Below are 23449 nucleotides of genomic sequence, written 5' to 3'. Positions count from 1 at the left end.
AAACGATGCAAATACCAGCACGAAGCGCAAGCGAGTGAACAAAACGCCATGATTCACTCGCTTGCGCTTCGTGCTGGTATCAAAGCTCAACTCACGATCTTTGCACTAGGGATTCAATGGATCTATCCATTTCGAGATTCCTCCCGTCAGCATGTCGAGTTACAATACCCCCATCGTGGAGTCACGCCCCCTTCCACTCATTATCTTGCTGGCCTCTAGAGGGGTGTCCTGCGAGGCTGCCCGCATCGGCAGGGGTTGCCGGTCAGTTGCTCGTCAGCCCATAAACTGCAGGCCCCTGGACTGTTTTTATGTACCCTATTCAACGACACCAATTGCAACTGTTGATTGCTTTGGTCGTTGCACACTTTGTCTTTCTCTTAGCAGTAACACCAGTGGTTGCTCACACGACGGGTGAAACCTACGTCTGGTTGAATGTTGAGGAGGACAGAATCGTCGGCCGGGTTGAAATCAACCTCAAGGATCTGCGTGAAAAGCTAGATGTGGCTGTTCCCGACGCGGGGGAACAGAGGGTGGAGATCTTGGAGGAGAATCGAGAGAAGATCCTCAGCTACCTCCAGGAAAACTACCGAATTGAATCCGACGGCGTTGAAATACCGATCGAGTACACCACCGTAGGGTTGCTGGATTTGCCCGCCGACGAAGGAATCTACGCTCAGTTCTTTTACACAACGCCAGTAGGAGCCGTTCCTGATCTCGTCACAATCACCAATCGTCTGTTCATTGAGAACGACTTCATCCACCGAAGCCTCGTGTGTGTTGAACGCAACAAGAAGAGCGGGCAGGTTTTTGAAGGAGAGTTCGGAGCGATGGTGTTTGGCTCTCATAATCCCGTTCAGGAGTTGGACCTCACTCACATCGATTCACTTCTGCGTCCGCGAGATTTTGTCTGGCAGGGAGTGCTGCACATCTGGATTGGCACCGATCACATTCTGTTCATCGTCACGCTGCTGTTGCCTGCCGTTTTGGTTTACCAGGAAAAGACGTGGCGGCCCGTCCCCAACTTCGCGACAGCCCTCTGGAACATCGTTCGGATCGTCACAATCTTTACCGTAGCGCATTCGATCACGCTCAGCATGGCGGCGCTCGGGTTGGTCAGTGTCCCGTCCAGGATCGTGGAATCCGTGATCGCCATGTCGATCATCTTAATGGCATTGAATTCCATCTGGCCAAAACTGCGAGAGAACGCGTGGCTGATCATTTTCGTATTCGGGTTGTTTCATGGAATGGGCTTTGCCTCCGTGATGAGCGAACTTCCTTTCCGAATGGTTCACTTGGTCAAAGTGCTGATCGGGTTCAACGTGGGGGTGGAATTGGGACAATTGGCAATTGTCTGCGCGGTTTTTCCGTTGATATTCCTGTTGCGAAGAACGAAGTTCTACGTCCCAGTCATCTTGAAAGGGGGTGCCGCAATCACTGCCGCGATTGCATGTTTCTGGTTCATCGAACGAGCATTCGCTTTGTAGGTCTTGTTGGCAACCAAGACCGCGCTCCATCTGAGTTTGTTTGCAACAGTGAAGTCAATGCGTCAGAAATTCACCATCCTGTTAACCCATCAAGATGTCGTAGGGATCCTGTCAACGATCAGCGTTGATGTGTTCATGCGTGAACTAATCGATGAGTTGCAGACGGCATTCCAGAGATTCTCTACGACTGAGTTTGATGTCCCAATTCGGACGGGGTTTCATTACGAAACACCCCATCCGGGACTCATCGAATGGATGCCACTTCACCGACACGGACAGTCCGTTTTCATCAAAACGGTCGGCTATCATCCAACAAATCCCCAGGTCAGAATGCTACCGACGGTCATTTCGACCTTCAGCCTTTTCGATCCAACCTCCGGCTGCTTGCTCGCCGTATGCGACGGAGCCGCATTAACGGCACTTCGTACCGGGGCGGCATCGGCAATCGCAACCAGAATGCTCTCGGATCTATCTCGCCCGGTATCAATGGGCTTGATCGGCTGCGGTGCACAAGCCGTGACGCAGTTGCACGCTTTGATGCAAGTTGCGACGATCAATGAAATTCGTGTTTTCGACATCCGACGGGAGGTAAGCGATTCGCTCGGTGATCGGATCGCATCGTTCAACCATGGTGATGTGCCTGTGATCGTCACATCAGTGGATGACGTTGTTCAGAACTCAGACGTGATTTCCACTGCCACATCCATCTCAGTTGGCGACGGTCCTCTTTTCGATGATCTGACACCCAGGGACCACGTACACGTCAATGCGGTGGGATCGGATCTGCCAGGAAAAATCGAGTTGCCACTCTCTCTGTTGAGTCGCAGCCATGTTTGCCCAGACTTTCCAGAGCAAGCGATCATCGAGGGAGAATGTCAACAACTCACTCGTGAACAGATTGGTTCGTCGATCATGTGCATCGTGGCAAACGCAGACGCCTATTCGAACCTAAAGCAGCAACGAACCGTATTCGACTCGACCGGATGGGCGTTGGAAGACTACGTTGCAACTGAGTTGCTGATGCGATACGCACGAGAGCTGCACGTCGGTTCGAGAGTTGCATTGTCGGGAAACACAGATGCTCCGTACAATCCCTACGAGGGGATCAAGTCCATCGTTACCACTGGAGCAAGATAAACATCATGGAGCGTCTTTTCTCGAACAAGGTCGAGTTAAAAACAGATCCAGAGCACTTTGGCGAACTGACTCAATCGCAATCCATTCTTGATCAGCCGGAACTGCTGAGGGCTCGAATGGAGAAAGAGGGGTATCTGTTCTTTCGCGGACTGCTCGGCAGGGACGAAGTGCTGGCGGCGCGTCGGGAAATACTGCTGAAGTACGCGATCATTGGTGAGCTGGATGCAACTCGCCCGATTGACGATGCCATTCATAGCCGTTCAGACGCGATCGAGAAAGTCAATTTGCGAGCGTTTTCGCAAAGCCTGCGAGACGGGTTGGCTTACCGCAGGATCATCGATCACCCGAAGTTGCTGAAGGTCTATGAGGGCTTGCTGGAGGGCGAAGTTCGCAGTTTTGATTTTCGGTGGCCGCGATTCGTTCGTCCGGGAGAGGGCTGCGGCATCCATTGTGACGGCCCCTACATGAATCGCGGGACGGAACGAGTGTTCTCAAGCTGGATCCCGTTGGGCGATGTTGCCAAGCACGAGGGCGCGTTGATGATCCTGGAAAAACGCGACGAGCATGAGCGACTGCTGCAGCGCTATCTCGCGAAAGATGCCGACCGCGACAAGATCGAATGGCTGAGCACCAACCCGGTCGTCTTGCAGGAAAAGTTTTCGGGCAGATGGCTTTCGGCTGACTTTCAGGCCGGTGATGTACTTTGCTTTACCATGCAGACGGTGCACGGTGCGTTGGACAACATGTCCCCTATCAACAAGTGTCGACTATCCTCAGATAGTCGATACCAGAGGACGGACGAAGTCTTTGACGAAAGATGGAACGGGAGTGATCCAGAAGCTCACGGCTACGACAAGGTCTTTTTCCCCGGTCTAGGACAGTGGAGGAACCGCGACTTCAAGGACGAATGGAAACCCGTCGATGAACATGGGCGTTTGAGACTCGATGAGGAGCCCCAATGATGGACTTTTCGTGGAGCGATGAAGTGCTAGGGCTAGCTGAGCAAGTGATCCAGTTTGCTCAAACCGAGTTGCCAAGTGACGTTCTTGCAAACGACCGCCGTTGCGAGTTTGCGATCGAAAACTGGCAGCGATGTGCTGACCAGGGCATCATGGGCTGGTCTGTCCCGAAGCAATACGGCGGTGCCGGCTACGATGCTCGCACAACCGTGCGATTGCTGGAGGCTTTCGGCTATGGCTGTAAAGACAGTGGATTGGCCTTTGCGATCAACTCACAGATTTGGAGCGTGCAGCCGGCAATTCTGAAGTTCGGAACCGAAGAACAGATTCAAAAATACATTGCCCAATTACTCAGTGGACGACGCGGAGCATTCGGCATCACGGAGGCCGATTCAGGCTCTGACTCGTTTGCCTTGAAAACATCCGCAACTCGCGTCGAGGATGGCTATGTTCTTAACGGTGTCAAAAAGTACGTGACGCTGGCACCAGTCGCTGACTTGGCTGTCGTGTTTGCGAATACCAATCCGGATGTCGGACGATGGGGAGTAACCGCTTTCATCGTCGAACGAGGTGCAGGTGGATTTTCCACCACAGATACGCAGCCAAAGATGGGGCTTCGTTCAACACCGTTTGGCGATATGACGTTCGACAATTGTTTCGTTCATGAATCACAGCGACTCGGTCCTGAAGGTGCCGGCAGCAGTATTTTTACCACCGCGATGAATTCGGAGCGCGGCTACATTTTCGCCAGTCAACTGGGGGCAATGCAGCGTCAATTAGAACAGACGATCGAGTACACAAAGCAACGCAAGCAATTTGGCAATCCGATCGGCAAGAATCAAGCGGTTTCCCATCGGATTGCCGATATGAAACTTCGCCACGAATTGGCACGCTTGATTCTCTACAAAGTTGCTTGGCTTGATGACCAGGGAATGCCTGCCTCGATGGAGGCGTCGCTTGCCAAGTTGTACATCAGTGAGATGCTTGTTGAATCAAGCTTGGATGCGATCCGAAATCAAGGTGCACGAGGATACCTTTCCGAGAACGGTATCGAACGTGATCTGCGAGACAGCGTCGGTGGACTGATCTATTCGGGAACGTCTGACATTCAACGAAACATCATCTCGCGTCTACTGGGACTTTGAGCCAATCCTCCGACTAAGATGCAATTGCTCTCACAGATCATCGAAGAGACCTCGCAGCGACAGCCACATAAAGAGGCTTTCAGATGCCGCGATCGTTCGTTGACCTATGAGATTCTCAATGAGAAATCATCTGGTTTGGCGGCATTGCTGCAGGGACATGGCATCGGCGTCGGGGATCGTGTAGCGATCTATATGCCAAAAGCAGTTGAGATGGCCATCGGTGTCTACGGTTGCTTAAAAGCGGGCGCGATCTATGTGCCGGTCGATCCGGGTCTGCCGACACCGCGGCTCGCGTCGGTGTTGCGAGACGCAGGAGTGTCCGCTGTCTTGACTCTGGATCGGCAGCAGAAGCAACTCATGGAGGTTCTGCCGGAGCTCGATTTAGAGCTGCAAGTGATCGTTGGGCTCCCCACACTCAATGAGAATTCCATCGCGACCGTACCATGGGAATCATTGCCTGCCTCAAGCGACTATCAATCGCCCTCGCTAACAGAGAATCACCCTGCCTATATCATTTACACCTCGGGATCGACGGGAAATCCCAAAGGGATCTTGCATAGCCATCGAAGCGGTCTGGCATACGCTCGTCTTGCGGCCGAAACCTATCAGGTCAATTCCGGCGATCGCCTGGGGAACTTCGCCCCACTGCACTTTGATCAATCAACATTTGAGTTCTTTTCGGGACCTTTGGCCGGGTCCACAACGGTTCTGATTCCCGAAGAGTACATGAGATTCCCCGCCAGCTTGGCAAAGCTGATCGATGACGAACAATTGACGATCTGGTATTCCGTTCCCTTTGCTTTGGTGCAGTTGTTGTTACGAGGGGCATTGGAATCGCGAGATCTGTCGTCACTGCGATGGGTGTTGTTTGGCGGGGAACCGTTTCCTGTTGGCCATCTACAGAAGCTTATGAAACGGTTGAGTTCCGCGACATTCAGCAACGTTTATGGTCCGGCGGAAGTGAATCAGTGCACCTATTTTCATCTTTCGCAACCGCCGGGAGATGATGTGTCATCGATTCCGATCGGGCAAATCTGGCCGGAAACTTCGGGAATGATTGTTGATGCAGCGTGTCAACCTGTGCCACCCGGAGAGCTTGGTGAGCTGCTCATCAGCAGCCCTACGATGATGACAGGCTACTGGAACCGCCCAGTGTTGACCGACGCAGCGATTGTCGAACTGCCTCAGGATGGAGAGGTTCGGAAGTTCTATCGCACGGGTGATTTGGTCCGAGAATCAACTGACGGCAATCTGGAGTTTCATGGGCGCAGTGACCGCCAGGTCAAGATTCGCGGCAATCGAGTCGAGCTGGATGAGATCGAGTTAGCGATACTACCGTTGAGCGGCATTGAGCATGTGGCCGCGTTCGCAACGTCCGATCCGAGTTCGGATGAGCTTCATGTTGTTGTGTTTGCCATCGTGTCCGATGACGACTTGCTCGATACCAGTCGGATTTTGCTGGAATCGAGAAAACGCCTGCCCGCATACGCAGTGCCTTCTGCCATCGTCATTGTGGACAGTTTTCCACAGACGACCAGCAACAAGACGGATTACGTTGCCATGGAGCGGCAGTACCGTGAAACAGTGGTGGACGACTTATCATGAGTTTTGAACGAGAGCCAGAATCCGAAATGATCATGCAGGACGCTGACTCGGTATCCGGCTTCACGGACGCCGGTGATCTGCGAGGCCCGCTGTCACCCATTTATCATTTCGGTTGCCACGTGCTTTCACGGATGATCCCTGAGAATGGTCTCGTCGTGGACATCGGTTGTGGTCCGGCTCAGTTCTTGACACGACTGTTGCAATATCGCCCAGATCTGACCGCGATAGGCACCGACCTGTCCGACCGAATGCTGGCCAACGCACGTAAACTGGCGAGCGATCGCGATGTCGTGTCTCGGATTCAATTCGTTCAGGCAGACTTTTCACAGGTCGATGTGGCGATTCGTCGTGACGTTGACGCAGTCATTTGCATGTCCGCCTTGCATCATTGCCCCGACTTTGATTGTCTTGTCTCGGCACTAAGTGCGATTGGCCGTTTGAGTCAACGGAAGAGCGGAGCGATCTGGCTCTTTGATCTCGTTCGCCCAGACAGCCGCGAACTGTGTGAGTTGATTCCGCGAACTCATGAGGTGGCTGCCAGAGAGCGTTTGCCTGAATCGTTCAAGCAGGACTGGCAAAATTCTTTGCTGGCCGGATGGACGGTGAATGAGTTTCAAGAAGGTCTTCGTCATGCTGATCTGACACTGCGAAGTGTCTCAGCAAACTATAGTCAGCTCCATTGGTCGGGTTCGCTCAGTGCGGGCGATTTGAAACTAGTCAACAACACCGTCTTTGGATCGACTGGCGACGACAGAGCCGCAAGACTCGCATCGTCACTGGGATTCGATTTTCCTGAAGTTCCGAAAATTTCTTCATCAAAATAGACATCAAAAAGACTGAGCAGCCAATGGAAGACATACTAATTGGATACATCAAGACGGAGTTTTTACAAGAGGATTCAACAGATGAGATCGATGCGGACACCGACTTGCTGATCTCGGGTCTGCTGGATTCACTCGGCGTAATGCGATTGGTCAGCTTTATCGAAAAACAGTTCGCGATTTCAATCCCGCCTCAAGACGTCACCATTGACCACTTCATGAATGCGCGCACGATCGCCGCGTATATCCATGACAAGCAAGCTTCTGCGGGCGAAACGCCGGCATGACAACTGCGGTGCAAAATCAATCGGTTGATAACGCCCAGGCGGCGGGAGCGGCATCCTGGCGGCTTCGTGTCGCCGTAGCGTCTGAAATGGCGGTCAAGATCGCGAATCGGCTCCCAGCGATGATTCGGTTTGTTGTGGTTCCGATCGCCGCCGTGATTCATGAATCGGTCACTTTGGGAATCCTGCGTCCATCAGACGTGGACCGCATGGTTGAGAAAACGTATTCGAACCGACCAAAGTTCTACGATCCTCGAGAGTATCAACTGCCGTACGAAGGCCGCTTGTTGCCAATGCTGCAGGAATTGTCCAGAGGAAAGAAATTGCTCGACGCTTTTTGCGGTCAAGGACGTGAGGCAGAACTGTTTGTAAGTGCGGGGTTCAATGTCACTGCCATCGATCGCTTGGCTTGGATGATCGAAGCAGGCAAGGTTTTCGCCCAAGAGAAGCAGTTTGATGTCGAGTTCATCGCGACAGACTTCTGGGAGTTTGTTCCTGAACGCCCATTTGATGTCGTCTACACTTCATGTTGGATGTATTCCACTTGCCAAGGCCGGGATCGCCGCGCAGCATTCCTGCAAAAATGTAAGGCGTGCTGCTCAGAGGATGGAGTGATCGTGTTGTCGACGGTTGAACGCTCCTCGGGCCAGTTCGCCGGTGCATGTTTGCGATTTTTGTTGGTCAAGTGCGTTGCATTGGCGACGCTCGGAAACTTACGTTCCGAGTTCGGGGAACGCACTTACAGCGGGCTGTTTTGGCATCACCTTTCAGAATCCGTGGTCCGCAAAGAAGTCGCCGCGGAGGGATTGCTAGTCCTGCGCGTGATGAAGGGGACAGGAATCGATCCCACATTCTACTTGTTGTCTCGTCTCGATCGCGTTCGTGACGGAAACGTGAGTGGGGCGTCATGATGCAACGAAATGAAGCTCAACCGAGTCGAGATTCGTCTCGGGCGTCAGCCAGTGAGTTGGCTTCCAACCAGCGAATGATATGGCTTGGGCAACAACGGTATCCTGAACATCCTCTCTATGAGGTACCGCATGTCTTTGAGATTCGCGGCGACGTGGATCCAACTAAGTTTCAAGCTGCGTTTGAGCAACTGGTCAACTCAACCGAGATCCTTCGGACCATCGCTCGGGCTCCTGACTGGAAGCAACTGGTCATCCAGCCCAGCCTGCAATCTCCGTGCGAGTCTGTCAGTTTCGAGACGGAACCAGAGGACGCGCGCCGGGAACTGGCCAGCCAATATGTCCAAGAACGCATCCGGCGGCGACTTGAGCCCAGCGAAGCTCTCTATGATAGCGTGCTGATCCGACTGAGTGACGCCGAATCATGGTGGTTCCTGCGGTTGCATCATCTGCTGACAGACGGCCTGAACGCACGACAACTCCTTGCCGCCATGTCGGCCCTGTATCGCGGCGGCGATGCATCGCCAGTTCGCAACAAGCCTCAGTACAGCAGTTTTGTGCGATTCGAATCCGACACACGATCCTCACAGGAATTCGCAGAGCATATCGAATGGTGGAGCAAGCGGATCGATCCACGCTCAGGCACACGTTTCTATGTGCGAGAGTCTGCGGAAGAAACCACTAGTGCATCATCCGGTCTTGATTTTGGGGTTAGCCGTTTTGGCGTTAGCCACGGTTGTGGCACGAAAACCGTGGCTAACGCCAAAACGGCTCATCTACCGAACCCACGTTCTAAGACTGGACGATGGACTAGGGCGAAGCATTTTACTCATCGGCGATTGGTGATTCGATTGGACGATGACGAAAGCGAGTTGATCGGAGAACTTGCTGAGCAAACGCCGTTTCGTCAGTTTACGCCGGCACTAAGCCACCACAACATATTTGCTACTGCGGTGGCAACCTTGCTGCATCGCTTGGAACAGGACGCCAAGGTCCGTTTTGGTGTAACCAGCCATGGACGAACCAATCGTCGGTTCCGCGAGACGATTGGGCTGTTCATGCAACTGCTGCCATTTGAAGTGGATTTTGACGCGGATGATACCTTCGAAAGCGTCTCGCGAAAGGTGGCTGACGAGACATTGGGTTTCTTGCAGCATTCCGTTGCAGGCGTGATGCAGCCAGAATCGGCAAAAGCCTTCGATGTTGTCTTGAATGTCCTAGACTTGACGGTGGACGATTTCGCTGGGATGCCAGCAACGTTGCGTTGGCTGCACAATGGCTACGGGGACCCCGCGCGGAAGCTGACGATTTCCACTCACCGACTGCGAGAAACAGGTGCTTGGGAGGTAATCTTTGATTTCAACTGTGGTGATTTTTCTGGTGTGCAACAAGATCGCCTGATCAATCATTTTCGCAAAGTGCTACGCGAGATGAAAACGCCGGGGGCTCCGATCGGATCCTTTCCATTGGATGCATCGCAGGAAACTGCATTGCTGGCAACGTCTTCAAGTCCACATCAAGCATCCATCGGGGAAACGGTGTGGCACAGATTTGTGGGTATCGTTGAGCAGTACCCAGATCGGATCGCGATGCGGGGCTCCTGCGAATGGTTGAGTGAGGGCAGTAGCGAGAAAACAGACGACGATTCTCCCTCCGGGATTACGTTTCGTGTATTGATGCTCCACGCCGAGCGTCTAGCGCAGTTTCTTGATGGACCTATGACTTTGGTCCCTGTCTTGTGTCGCCGTGATGCCAACGCCGTTGTCTCCATATTGGCTGTGCTCGCATCTGGGCGTAGCTTTCTGCCCATCGATTTGGATCAACCGCAGGCTCGCATCGATACACTGTTGCAGGATAGCAATGCCTCATTGCTAATCGATGCATCCGCGTATCCGAGAGTCACGCAACTTCATTTCGATGCCAATGAAATCGACTGTGAAATGACTCGTGACGCATGCTACGTGCTGTATACCTCAGGCTCCACAGGGAAACCAAATGGCGTCGTCGTCGGCCATCAGTCCATTCTCAATTTACTCGATGAGTTCGAAAATCTTGCACCGGTAAGTGACGGCAAAGGGAGTTGGTGGACCAACGTCGGATTTGACGTCGCGATCTATGAAATATTCTCATCGATCCTCTATGGTCGAACGTTATGCATTCCAGTTGATGACGTACGAAACCAACCTGAGAAACTTTTTTCTTGGATGGTCGAACAGAAGATCACCAACGCTTATTTGCCGGCATTTTTTCTTCAGGCGTTCAGTGATTTTCTGTGTAAATACCCTGAATCGAGTCTGCAGAGATTGCTTGTCGGTGTCGAGCCAATTCCACAGTGCGTGCTCGCATCCATCTCTCGCCAGGTCTCGGGATTGCAAGTCATTAACGGCTACGGTCCCACGGAAGCAACGGTATGTGCGACGCTGATGTTGGTGGATGAATCTGATGACTCCGTCGAACCGGCAAGCATCGGTAGAGCAGTGTCAGGCAATGTGTTGCGCATTGTCGATCCATATGGTCAAGTCGTTCCTGTTGGGATTCCAGGCGAGTTGCTAATTGGCGGGGTCGGTCTAGCAAGAGGGTACTTGAGACGCCCTGATCTCACTCAACAGCGTTTCCAGGCCATCGCTGGGGATTCTCGCTCGGATGTGTGGTACCGGACGGGTGACATCGTCTGTCTTCGAGAAGACGGGAACCTATTGTTTCGGGGGCGCCGTGATGATCAGATCAAGGTACGAGGACACCGAATCGAATTGGGTGAAGTGCTCTCAGCGATTCGGAGCATCGATGGTGTCACGGACGCGGTTGTTGTCGATCTGGCCGATGACGCAGGACGCAATATTTTCGCAGCGGTTGTGGGCGAACATACGGAGAGATCTCTCCGCACCCGACTGGCGGACCTGCTGCCGAGGTACATGTTGCCGAGGTTGATTCGGATCGTCAACGAAATACCGCGAACGATCAACGGAAAGCCAGATATTGAAGCCATCCGCGATGCATTCGATTTATCGACAGCGAAGGTCGAACGCGTCGCGGCAAGCAACCCGACTGAGTTCACACTACTGTCTATTTGGCAAAAACTGCTCAGACGCAGTGAGATTGGTGTCTCGGATCATTTCTTTGAAATCGGCGGGGATTCGCTGACCGCGATGCAAGTTGTGTTCGAAGCGGAAAAGCTTGGCATCTCTCTGCGGTTGCCTGATTTGTTTGAGCATCCTACCGTACGAGAATTGGCAAACGAGATTCGGCTGGATGATGATACAACTGCCGATCCCGATCATGTCGGCTTGCAGGAGAGCAACCAGTATGTTTTGTCACCCGGGCAAAGGTCGCTGTGGTATCTCAATCAAGTGGATCCCGATAGCGTCGCCTACCATGTGCAGATTCGATTGGAGATGGAGGGCACACTCAACACAGCAAAGGTTCAAGAGTGTTTCAACGAGCTTGCTAAGCGACACGAGTCACTTCGGACTACGTTTGGAGATCATGACGGTATTCCCTACGCTTCGGTACATCCGCAATGTGAAATCCCCTTTGATGCACACGACGCCGCAACGGAGTCCCAAGCGAATTCCTTGTGCATGCAAGAGGGCGCTCGCCGATTTGACTTGCAAAATGGGCCATTGCTCAGAGTCGTGCTGATTCGATTCGCCGACGATCGCTCTTGGGTCATCCTGACGGCACACCATATCGCTGTGGATCAGCAATCGGTCCAATTGTTGTTGACCGAGTTTGCCCAGCGATACAACGAGCAGGTCGACCACTCCGTCAATACACTTGCAGAGTCATCATGCGGGAATTCTGAACCCGCGAGTGGGTTCGCGAGATCGAAACAAGAGGTCCGTGATCGCGACGGAGAAAGATGCCTTTCCTTTTGGAAAAGCAAGCTGGCGGATATCAGCCAATCCATTGATTTACCAGTAGATATGCCGTTGGAACGTGCCCTGATTGGCAATGGCGGACTGCATCGTTTTTCGATCTCAGGTGAGCTTTCTCAGCGACTGCGTGAGCTGGCCAAGTCGCACCAGGTCTCCTTGAATACTTTGCTATTGACCGCATTTCAGACACTGCTGTTTCGCTACTGCGGTGAAGAGACGTTTGTCATCGGTGTTCCGGTGAGTCACCGACATCAGCTCAGGTTCGCAGAAACGGTAGGATTTCTTACTGAGACCTTGCCCTTTCCCTGTTCGATCAAGGGTGACGCGACGTTTTCGGACTTGCTGACCAATACGGACTCAACTTTTACGCAGTGCCTAGGCAATCTATCGGCATCGCTCGATGAAATTATTTCCGGCGTCCGGTCGATCCGAACGCCGGCCGGTCGCATTCCTTTTCAAACGATGTTTGTGATGCAACAACCGATCGCCCGTCCAGCGATCAGCGGCGTTGAGGTCACTGGGATCCAAATTGAGCATTTAGGCGAGTCAAAGTTTGACTTCACTCTTTTCGCGGTTGATGCGGCGACTCTGGAGTTCATGATTGAATACCGCAGCGATCTGTTCAGTCAGTCGGCGGTCGAAAGGATGACTGAGCATTGGACGCGTTTGTTGGATGAAATTGCTGCGGAACCGGCGACTGCGATCGGTCGATTTGATTTCTTGACGGATGAAGATCACAGAGCGATCGAACTGTGCAATCGGATGTGCGAACCCGATATGACACGTCTGCCAGAACGAGCCGCCGATTTCCTGGTGTCGGAAACCATTCTCGATGTCATTGCAGGACATGTTCGACGGCAGCCCCAGGCCGTCGCTGTATTTTTCGAAGGCCAGTCTCTTACCTTTCAAGAATTAGATTGGAGGACGAGTCTGCTGAGCCACCGGCTGATCGAGCGAGGTGTTGAATCCGGCGAGGCAGTCGCGTTGTGCTGTGAACGGGGGATAGAAATGATCGTCGGGATAATTGGGATACTCAAATCAGGTGCCGCCTACGTTCCGGCGGACCCGCGTCTGCCCTCGGCAAGGCTCCAGCACATTGTCAACGATGCGACAGTATCAGCTATCGTTACCCAGGAAAAGTATTTTGAGTCCATGGCAGTGTTGGAGAAACCTGTTCTGAATGCGTCTGGTGGATTTGAATCCGACCCGGAGACAGGCGGCACCCCTTCAGTCAAGCCTGTGGTAGCAGCAGGCGATACTGCCTACGTGATCTACACCTCGGGCTCAACGGGTCAACCCAAGGGTGTGGAAGTCACGCACCGTGGATTGCTGAAGTCAACGGAAGCGAGATTTCGATATTACGATAATGTCCCGGAAACCTTCATGCTGCTTTCACCGGTTTGGTTTGATAGCTCGATAGCGGGAATCTTTTGGACTCTGGCCGCTGGCGGCACTCTCGTGGTGCCCAGCGAGGAAAAACTGCGAGACATCCAGGCACTCTCCCACTTGATCGCCGACCAGCAAGTGACACACACATTGTGTCTGCCGTCGTTCTATCAGTTGCTGTTGCGTCACTCAGAAGCCCGTAGCCTTGGTTCACTCCAGAATGTCATTGTAGCGGGGGAGCCGTGTGCATCGACGGTGATCGACGAACACTTTGCAAACCTGCCGGATACGAGGCTGTTTAATGAGTATGGTCCGACCGAAGCAACTGTCTGGGCGACCGCAAGGGAGCTGGCGATTGAAGATTCAGAAGGTGGGGTCTCGATAGGAAGTGCTGTTCCTGGGTGCGAGGTTCGTGTTTTGGATCTGAATGGACGAGACGTCCCGATCGGAGTTGTCGGGGAAATCCATCTCGGCGGCACAAGACTCTCGAAGGGATACCGTGGGCAACCCGAACTGACCGCCGAGCGATTTGTGCAGAAGTCAGATTCATCCGACTCGCGGTTTTACCGCACCGGCGACTTGGCAAGACTGCGATCCGATGGTTCTTTGCTGTTCGTTGGCCGTGTCGACGATCAAATGAAGATCAATGGACAGCGAGTTGAGCCTGCTGAGATCGAATCGGAACTTAGCCATTGTCCCGGCGTGGTTGAGATTGCTGTCGGGTTTACAGAATCCCCGTCATCTATAAGCAGCGATACAGAAACGTTGGCAATGTATCTTGCAACCCAGCCCGCTGAAATCGCTGAGGCTCTGCTGCGGGAGTCGGAAGGACATGGTGGGTCTGCTGCCCCAGATGTCGAAACGTTTGATCATGAGACGCTCGATGTTGCCGTGCGACTGCAGCTTCGTAGTGCGGACTTCATTCGCACGCCACGGGATCGCCAGAGGAATTGGCTGATTCAACAGGCATTGCAGGAGTCCATCTCCGATCTGAACCATCTGGATCGGTTGGCTGCAGAAATGGTACCGGGCAGTGAGCATCCCCATGAACCGCAAGACCTGTCGATGGTCAGGATGTCGAGTGACGAGATCATGGAGGACTGGCAAACTCCATTGATGCGTGAGATGGCCAACTACGCCTGTGAAGCACACGGCGACGTGTTGGAGATCGGATTCGGACGAGGAGTGGCGGCCTCGTTCATTCAGCAAGCGGGAGTTCGTTCGCATACCGTCATCGAGATGAATGCCCACTGCATTCGCGATTTCTTTGTTCCCTGGCGAGCACGATACCCCGAAAGCGATATTCGCCTGATTGAAGGGCGGTGGCAGGAGAATCTGAATAAACTATCAACGTACGATACCGTGTTCTTTCATGCGTTTCCCATGAATGAATCCGAGTTTGTTGAATACATTGCTAACAGCGCGACTTTCGCAGAACACTTCTTTCCCACGGCGGCAAAACTCGTGCGACCAGGCGGCGTATTCACTTACTTGACGACTGAGATCGATTCACTCAGTCGTCGGCATCAGCGAAGCCTGTTTCAGCATTTCGATGAAATTCACCAGAGAGTATTGCCGTTGTCAGTGCCAGAAGACACCAAGGATGCTTGGTGGGCAAATTCGATGGTGGTGTTGCGAGCACTGAGAGGCAGCCGATGAACATTGAACATCGAATCAGCCAGTTGTCCCCTCAGCAGCGGAGATTTCTTGCAAGTCGTTTGGCCCAGCGTGTGAGCGGAAAGACAGTTGAGGATCGAAAACAGCTTGTTGCGTGGTACTCTGCTGCCGAAGATCATCCACTGACGGAAGACGAATTGCGAGAGTTTGCGAAAGCGACCCTACCAAGCGGGCTTTGTCCTGCCCGATTCGTCAGGCTCAGTGCGCTGCCTCGTACGGCTTCGGGCAAGATTGATCGGCTGCGTTTGTCCGCGGTCATCCCGCCGCCTAAGCTCAATCTTACGCCGGCTGCTGGCCGGCTCAACGAGACGGCGAGTAAGCTGAGAGAGATTTGGAATGAGGTCTTGGGGACCAGCCCAGCCAGCGTTTCTGATGATTTCTTTCAAGTGGGCGGGGATTCGCTTGCGATGATTCGAGTGATCGCCTTGTGCCGCGAGTCGGGCTGGCATGTCACACCAACCATGTTTCATGCTCACCCAACGATTGATCGTTTGGCAACGGCAATCGATGATTCAAGGCAGCAGCGGAACCCTGTCGACGAAGCGCACCAAGCTCTCCCCAGAAAAACGCCTGGCGTTGCCGCCTCTACGCCTGGGGCAACGACATTCGTCAATGTCAAAGAAGCGGAAAACGAGAGCGCTGTTGTTTGCTTGAGTGAGCGCACGAATCGATCGCCATTGTTTCTGATCCCCCCCAAGGCGGTTGAAGTTTCAAACTTTCGCGATGTGGCACCTTACATCACTGACTACACCTGCTTTGCCCCCGTGATGACTCGGCGTGATGCGGCAGACCTCTTGACGGTGGAAGATGTCGCAAAGCGATTCTTAACGTACGTTCGTGCTATTCAGCCAACCGGGCCGTTCCGGTTGGCTGGGACGTGCGAAGGAGCGTACATCGCGTGGGAGATGGCTTGCCTGTTAAGTGAATCCGGGGAAAAGGTTCAGTTCCTGGGCATCATCGACACCCCCAATCCGTCATCGATGGTGTTCAAGCCGTTGTCGGAACGACTGCGATTGAGACTTCGCTCTCTTTCCGGGCAGTCGATCGCCAAGATTCCATTTCAAGTAGTGTCTCGATTGGTGAGCTGGATCAAGCGGCGGGCAAAACAGACGATCGTAAAGGAATCTCATTTGACTCGGGCGGGTTCGAGAATGGGATGGCAATATTCACCTCGCCATTTCCAAGGCAAAGCGATTCTGTTTCGTGCATGCCACGACGTTGGGGAGACGGACTTTACCACGGACCCTGCACACGGCTGGGATGGGTTGCCAACGGAAGGGCTCAACGTTTGGTCTTTGCCATGCCATCGCCTGCAATTACTGGTGCCTCCCTTTTCAAAACGATTGGCGTTGGAAATTCAATCTGCGATCGCTAGTTCCTCGACAGTGACTGAGTCTTCGCTGTCACCTGCAACGGAGACGCACAAAAGTATCGAAATCGATCAAAGCGCAATACATGCCAGGGTGGGCGATCATGATTGATGAACGTCCGCTAAGAATACTCGTTGGAGCCGATGTGCCTCCGAACCCTGATTCTGGAGCAGCAGGCACTGTTTTTCAGATGAACCAGGCTCTACGTGGCCTTGGGCATGAGGTGCATGAGATTTGGGCTGCCGATTTGGGCAGGAGGATCAAGCACGGGAACTTGCATTACATCTTGGAGCTGCCGTTTGCGTACCGACGCGAGATTAGGAAGATGATGCGCCGAAATGAGTACGACGTTGTCGAACTGAATCAGCCGCACGCTTGGTTGGCCGCTGCTGACTTTAGACGCTCAGGATGCCCGGGAGTCTTCGTCAATCGAAGTCATGGACACGAGGTTCGTTTTTCAGAGCTTGAGTCGAGCTGGCGTCCGATTCAGAAGCGATCGCCGGGGATCACACAGCGTTTGTGTTCCGATTTGGTTCGGCGACGAATTGCGTTTCACTGGAATCGTGTGATCAAGCATTCTGATGGAATCATCGTTTCATGTGATCAAGACGCCGGATTCTTGGAGACACGTTACGGCTTACGCCGGGACCGTATCGCAGTGATCAACCAGGGAGTTCCCGACGAGTATTTGGAGCGGCCGGTCAAGCCGATGACGCCCGAGAGGATGCGGAATATCATCTACGCTGGCAATTTTGTCGCTTGTAAGGGGCCATTCATTTTGGCCGAATGTATTGTAGAACTGCTGACCGCCAATCCTGAACTTCGTTTTTCTTGGGTTTGCGATGCTCGCGACCACGCCAAAGCACTGGAGTTGATTGACTCCAAGGTCAGGCATCAGATACGAATGATCGATTGGATGCCCCAATCACAGTTGATTCGCCTGTATGACGAACACGGCTTGCTGCTGTTTCCATCGTTCTTTGAAGGGTTTGGCAAGGTTCCGCTTGAGGCCATGTCACGTGGACTTTGCGTGATTGCCAACGATCTAGGCGGAATGAGCGATTACATCAAACACGGCACGAATGGCTTTTTAACTCAGCCTGGCGATCGGTCGGCGATCATAGAATACGCGACCAAGTTGCTAGGCTCTAGCGAACTGGCTAGTCGTGTCGGGCGAGAGGCGACCAAAACGGCGTTTCGTTATAGCTGGGCTCGCTCGGCCGAGCATGCTGTAAGATTTTATCGTGACTGTGCCGTCCAAAAACTGGCACGCATTCGGGGCAAGGGATGAACCAAACTCGATCGCTGGCATGGTGTAATGTGTCAAGTTTCGGCAAACGAGTCGCTTCTGATGTACCTTTCCTGATTACAAGTTAGGGACGCCTTTGATCGGCTTGAGGGTGGCTCGGAACTGAGAGATCGATCAGGAGGCGAGACGCCCCTCCATCCGCCGAGCAACAACTCCGCCGCCCTGATGCGTTCTCAATGGGAGCCTCTTGATTGGGAGAATCGTGAGCTTCTTGCCGAGTTGCGATATCTGTCAATGGAAACCACCAATCGCGTGAAATGAATTGCTGACGAAGTGCGGGTCAGGTATCATCCAATAGCTCAGCAGAGCGGTTGGTCGATTGAACTGAATTTCTTATCTGCTTGTGAATGCCATTGTGACCCAATCAAGCACTTCTGCATCATTGATTCGTCGCGTCCAAGACCGCGATTCAGAAGCCTGGATTCGCTTCACGCGTCTTTACGGCCCGCTGGTGTACAGTTGGGCCAGAAGGAGAAATCTGCAGGGTGAGGATGCAGGAGACTTGGTGCAGGAGGTCTTCTTAGCAGTCGCGTCTGGGATCGATCGGTTTGAGCCTAAAAAAGGCAGTGGATTCCGAGGCTGGTTGTGGGGCATCGCGCGACACAAGATCACCGACCTCGCCCGTGCCAAGACCCGAGGACCGATTGCCCGCGGCGGTTCGACGGCCAACCAGTTCATTCATGCTGCTCCGGAGGAATCACTGGACGAGCCTCGTGACGCGTTGGCCGCTCTGGCTCGCCGTGCCGCGCAATTGGTGAAGACAGATTTCCAGCCAACCACATGGCAAGCGTTTTGGAATGTATGCGTGGAGGGGCATCAGCCCAACCGAGTCGCAGAAGACTTGGGCATTTCCATCGCATCAGTTTACACGGCGAAGTCCCGGGTTTTGGCGAGATTGAGAAGCGAACTGGAGGGCGCGATCGACTGGTAAAGGTGCATTTAGATTTTCGTGTAAGGAAACATCGAAGAGCTTTCCAGCACCCTGTTGCCAGATTCCCTTGCGGTTTGGCACCCAGCGCCTTCCCCATGCGAAGGTGGTTTATCCGAAGCGGCGTCGCCTTCGGAGTTGAGCTACGCAACGAGCACCATTCGCCACGGACAAATAGTTGTGAACAAAATGCCCTGCCCCGATTCACGAAAGCTCAAGGCCTTTGCATTGGGAAAGCTAGCCGCCGAACCATTGCAATTGATCGCAGAGCACGTGGAGACCTGCGTCGATTGTCTTCAGGAAGTCACGCATTGCCACGGTGATGGTGATACTCTCTTGTCAGTCTTGGGCATGCGGAACGTCGACAACGAGTTCGAGTGTGAGCCGGCGCTCGCCAAAGTTTCCCAAAGGATCGAGGCGATTGATCCGTCTCATTTCAGGAATGCCGATTCGAGCCAACAGGCGGAGATCCAGCCCCAGTCCTTGCCCGTTTTTGGCCGGTACCGCGCCCAGCAATTGATCGGCCGTGGCGGAATGGGGGCGGTATACTCAGCCCTTCATACGGAGCTGAATAAACAGGTCGCTATTAAAGTCCTGCCTAGCGATCGGCTTCACGATCGAGCGAGCATTGAGCGATTCCGACGCGAAATGCGGGCCATAGGTTGCTTGGATCATCCCAATTTGGTTCGCGCCATGGACGCGGGCGAAGTCGACGGGACTCACTATTTGGCGATGGAATTGGTGTACGGTCTCGATGTGTCCGATGTCGGTAGGCGATTCGGGGCACTAAGGGTCGCCGACGCCTGCGAAATCATCCGACAGGCCGCCGTTGCACTTGACTACGCCAGTCAGCACCACCTGGTCCACCGCGACATCAAGCCATCCAATTTGATGTTGGCCGTCCAGCCGACTCAGCGTGTTCCAGAGGAAATCGAATCCGGCACACGGTGGATTTCCCCTCAAACTGCAACTTGGCTGGTCTCTCAACCAGCGATCGTCAAAGTCATGGACATGGGTCTGGCATTGCTGGGGGATTCGCCAACCAAGGAATTGACGAACACCGGTCAAATGATGGGGACCATCGACTACATGGCACCTGAGCAAATCAGCGACACCCATACCGTTGATATTCGAGCCGATATCTACGCGTTGGGCGCATCGTTGTTTCGCCTGCTGACAGGCAAGACACCGTACCACCACACCGAGCAGTACGGCACGTTGTCCAAACTTTCCGCGATGGCGAACGATGACATTCAGCGGATCGAAACGTTGCGAGCAGATGTACCTCCCGCGGTCGCCGACCTCATTCATCGGATGCTCGAAAAGGATTTGAAGGCAAGAATTCAAACCCCATTTGAGTTGGCCCAACGCATCGAGCCGTTTTGCGAAGGCAGCGATCTGTCAAGATTGTTGGCTAAGGTTTGGACCATCGGCGAGAAAACGTCATCGGCACTGGAGCCAACGATTGGTGCCGATCACTCGCTGTCCGACACTGACGCCGATGCGGAACCACAAGTCAACGCGAAGGGAGACGGTCGTCAGAACAGGCAGCTTACCTGGCTGTTGGCGGTGTCCGCAGCAGTCATGTTGGCCGGGATTTGGTTCTACGTAAAATTCAAACACGGCGGCTCCGAATTGGAAATCGGTGTCGGCAATACCGAGGGTGTCGCTTCTCAAGATTCGGATCCAGCTCCGGCAAATCTGGCAGCGTATGGTGTGATCAAAGTCTCGCCCGATGGCCGCGACGGCACTTTGACTTTGGTCGAGGCGCTCGAACGAGCAAAGCCGGGTCAAACACTGGACCTGGTCTCTGGATACTATCTTGGATCAACCGATAAGGATGAGATTGGCAGCACAGTTTTCCGAGTTTCTACGCCTCGGCTGACGATCCGTGGAAACCAAAGCTATTTACATGGAGCAATCGAACAGGATGCTGACCAACTGACTCTTGATGGGGTGAGTTTCTGGCGTCTCAAACACGATGACAACAAATCGTTTGATCTCGACGTGCTGAACTGCCGAGCGAAGACGATCAGTACGGGACGAAGTTCGTCTCAGTCGCGAATTCGCTCCCGTGTCAATATTCACAATAGTGTGTGTTGCTTGAGTGGAGGCTACGGCTCCACAGTGACAGCCACGCAGTGTCTTCTCCTCTGCTACAACGACGAGAAGATGCCGGGCTATCGAGACATGCAGGTGCTCGGTGAATCCAAGCATACGATCAAGGATTCGATACTTTGGGCAGAGGATTATCTCTTCTCGACAGTGGATATAAAGAACCCACCGGTCATTGATTTTGATAATAGCCTATTGTTTAGTGAGACCGACAACTTTGCGATTCGCGAAGTTCCCTCGTACGAGATCGCCTCGCGTCCGATCCTTGGCGACCTTCAAGAAAGTCCAGGTGTCTCGCTGTCAAACTGTCTGGTGGGTATAGATCCAAAACTCCATCAAAACGTCAAAACCGATTTGATGGAACGCGACCTCAGTCTCGACGTGGATTCACCAGCCAGAGGGAAGGCAAGCGATGGCGGCGATTTGGGACCACGGACCAGTGAAGACGGCTGGCCATTGAGAATAGACCTCAACGCTTTGCTGAACCCAAAATCGGACGCCGGAGTCATTCGAGTGTCTCCGCTGGGCGGCGATGGCACGTTGACGCTCGAAGACGCAATAAAAATAGCTAAACCGGGTCAGACACTGGAATTGGTTTCAGGTTACTACCTTGGGGGAACTGAGAAGGCCAAAGACGGAAATGACCTTTTACGAATCACCACACCCGGCCTGACGATCCGTGGAAATCAGAGCTATTATCATGGATCGATCTTGCAGGACGCTGACAAGCTTTCGCTCGATAGCTTGTGCTTCTGGCATCTCATCCACGATGACAAAAAAGCGTTTGATCTCAACATGCTGAATTGCCGCGCGAAGACGATCAGCACCGGAAAAGCTTCGGCGAATTCGGGAATTCGCTCACGGGTCAATATTCACAATAGTGTCGGTTGTCTGCGTGGAGGCTTCGGTTCCACAGTGACCGCCACGCGATGCCTCCTACTCAGCTACAACGACGCGAATGCACAGCCCTATTGGCACATGGAGGTGCTCGGTGAATCCAAGCATACAATGAAGGATTCGATACTTTGGGCAGAGGAGCATCTTTTCTCGACCCTGGACATAAAAAATCCACCGGTCATTGGGTTTGAAAACTGCCTGTTGTTTAGCGAGACCGATAACTTTGCGATTCGGGAAATTCCGTCGTATGAAATTGCTTCGCGTCGGGCCTTGGCGGAACTTAGCAAAACGCCAGGGATCTCGCTTTCAAATTGTCTGGTGGGCGTGGATCCAAAACTAGAACAAAATGTCAAACTCGAATTGATGCGACGCGACGTATTTCTCGACGTGGATTCACCAGCCAGAGGGAAGGCAAGCGATGGCGGCGATTTGGGACCACGGACCAGTGAAGACGGCTGGCCGTTGAGAATAGACCACAACGCTTTGCAGAAACCAAACTCGGACGCTGGAGTCATTCGAGTGTCTCCGCTGGGCGGCGATGACACGTTGACTCTCGAAGACGCGATCCAAATTGCTAAACCGGGTCAGACACTGGAATTGGAAACGGGTGACTATCCGGTCGACGGTGGCCGTCTGGACGTGAACGTTGCCGATCTGACGATTCACGGTCATCGCAGCAGGGTCGCAGCGTTTTTAATCGTCGACGCAGACGGCATTTTGATCGACAGCCTCGATGTTTGGGGCTGCGTACAAATGTCAGACGGTGCGAAGAGCGAACTCATCAACTGCCGCCTTCACAATCGGGTTGCGGCAGAGTCGAAAGCCAATCGTTTCACCCTGCAGAACTGTGTGGGGAGGTTGGGCGGCTCTTACCTGGCGCAATTCACGATCAACCATTGCACATTGCTCGAAACGCCTGCACCAGACTCGGCCACGCACGGGTACAACGTGTTCGACCAAGACAGTCTCTATCAAGTCAAGGATTCTATCTTTATCGGTTCACGATTTGTGTTTGGTACGAACATGCGACATCCTCCACGCGCCGTCAACCTGCAGCGTTGTCTCGTTTGGTCAGCAACAAACGAACACGCTGTGTTCGACGATGACGAAAAGGGTGTCGCCTACACCGCCACGACGCCCGAGGGCCGTTCTCTCGATCATTTGAACGGACTCAACATTGTGATGAGTGATTGTATCACCGGTGAGGAACCCATGTTTGGAGTACGATTCTCCGGTCTCAAGAACAGTGACCTACGCCTGCAGGCCGGATCACCGGGCGAGAACGCGGCGAGTGACCGAAAGGACCTCGGCGCGATTCCCGACGCCGATGGCTGGCCGCTCAAGGGGCTCGAGTATCGGTAGTCTTCATTGAGGCAGGCGACGACAAATTTGGATATTTTGCTGTAAGACGTTTGCGAAGAGATTGTCATTGGCAGTCCCTTGATTCGAACGCGAGTTTTGTCCTGTGAAAATTGAACGATTCAGGATTTTGTCTGAAAAAAGGACGAAATCGCACGAAAACCGCAAAAGACGAAGATCTCGCGTCAGC

At 53.3% G+C, this 23449-nt stretch carries 13 protein-coding genes; all 13 read left to right on the top strand.

What is annotated here, in order from left to right; all coding sequences use genetic code 11:
- The first annotated feature begins 308 nt into the window (after positions 1–308).
- Entirely contained in the window at positions 309–1484 is a 1176-nt protein-coding gene (locus Pla52nx_RS18775) for a HupE/UreJ family protein (RefSeq protein WP_146520322.1), read from the top strand.
- Positions 1485–1541: 57 nt separating this feature from the next.
- Positions 1542–2621 carry an ornithine cyclodeaminase family protein gene (locus Pla52nx_RS18770; RefSeq protein ID WP_146520321.1) on the top strand — a complete coding sequence of 360 codons (1080 nt, stop codon included), beginning with the start codon at positions 1542–1544 and terminating at the stop codon, positions 2619–2621.
- A 5-nt stretch (positions 2622–2626) separates the two neighbouring features.
- Positions 2627–3583 (top strand): phytanoyl-CoA dioxygenase family protein, encoded by a 957-nt coding sequence (locus Pla52nx_RS18765; RefSeq protein WP_146520320.1) that lies wholly within the window; start codon positions 2627–2629, stop codon positions 3581–3583.
- Positions 3580–4725: an acyl-CoA dehydrogenase family protein gene (locus tag Pla52nx_RS18760; RefSeq protein WP_197454623.1), complete on the top strand. Its 1146-nt coding sequence runs from the start codon at positions 3580–3582 to the stop codon at positions 4723–4725. The genes Pla52nx_RS18765 and Pla52nx_RS18760 overlap by 4 nt, the downstream gene beginning before the upstream one ends.
- An 18-nt stretch (positions 4726–4743) precedes the next feature.
- Positions 4744–6330 (top strand): amino acid adenylation domain-containing protein, encoded by a 1587-nt coding sequence (locus Pla52nx_RS18755; protein ID WP_146520319.1) that lies wholly within the window; start codon positions 4744–4746, stop codon positions 6328–6330.
- Entirely contained in the window at positions 6327–7154 is an 828-nt protein-coding gene (locus tag Pla52nx_RS18750) for a class I SAM-dependent methyltransferase (protein WP_146520318.1), read from the top strand. The genes Pla52nx_RS18755 and Pla52nx_RS18750 overlap by 4 nt, the downstream gene beginning before the upstream one ends.
- 23 nt (positions 7155–7177) lie before the next feature.
- Positions 7178–7438 (top strand): acyl carrier protein, encoded by a 261-nt coding sequence (locus Pla52nx_RS18745; protein ID WP_146520317.1) that lies wholly within the window; start codon positions 7178–7180, stop codon positions 7436–7438.
- A complete protein-coding gene (locus tag Pla52nx_RS18740; RefSeq protein WP_146520316.1) occupies positions 7435–8346 on the top strand; it encodes a class I SAM-dependent methyltransferase in 912 nt (303 codons plus the stop codon). The genes Pla52nx_RS18745 and Pla52nx_RS18740 overlap by 4 nt, the downstream gene beginning before the upstream one ends.
- Positions 8343–15263 (top strand): non-ribosomal peptide synthetase, encoded by a 6921-nt coding sequence (locus Pla52nx_RS18735; protein WP_146520315.1) that lies wholly within the window; start codon positions 8343–8345, stop codon positions 15261–15263. The genes Pla52nx_RS18740 and Pla52nx_RS18735 overlap by 4 nt, the downstream gene beginning before the upstream one ends.
- Complete coding sequence (locus Pla52nx_RS18730; RefSeq protein WP_146520314.1) at positions 15260–16762, top strand: thioesterase domain-containing protein; 1503 nt, start codon at positions 15260–15262, stop codon at positions 16760–16762. Before Pla52nx_RS18735 ends, Pla52nx_RS18730 begins: the two co-directional genes overlap by 4 nt.
- Complete coding sequence (locus Pla52nx_RS18725) at positions 16737–17942, top strand: glycosyltransferase (protein ID WP_146520313.1); 1206 nt, start codon at positions 16737–16739, stop codon at positions 17940–17942. Before Pla52nx_RS18730 ends, Pla52nx_RS18725 begins: the two co-directional genes overlap by 26 nt.
- A 400-nt stretch (positions 17943–18342) precedes the next feature.
- Positions 18343–18891: an RNA polymerase sigma factor gene (locus tag Pla52nx_RS18720; RefSeq protein WP_231742007.1), complete on the top strand. Its 549-nt coding sequence runs from the start codon at positions 18343–18345 to the stop codon at positions 18889–18891.
- A gap of 186 nt (positions 18892–19077) precedes the next feature.
- Positions 19078–23262, top strand: coding sequence for a serine/threonine protein kinase (locus Pla52nx_RS18715; RefSeq protein ID WP_197454620.1), 4185 nt, complete (start codon positions 19078–19080; stop codon positions 23260–23262).
- Positions 23263–23449: the final 187 nt, after the last annotated feature.

The sequence above is a fragment of the Stieleria varia genome (assembly GCF_038443385.1).
GTDB classification, from domain to species: domain Bacteria; phylum Planctomycetota; class Planctomycetia; order Pirellulales; family Pirellulaceae; genus Stieleria; species Stieleria varia.
The sequence above is the reverse complement of the archived record's forward strand: the minus strand, read 5'-3'. Positions and strand labels throughout refer to the sequence as shown.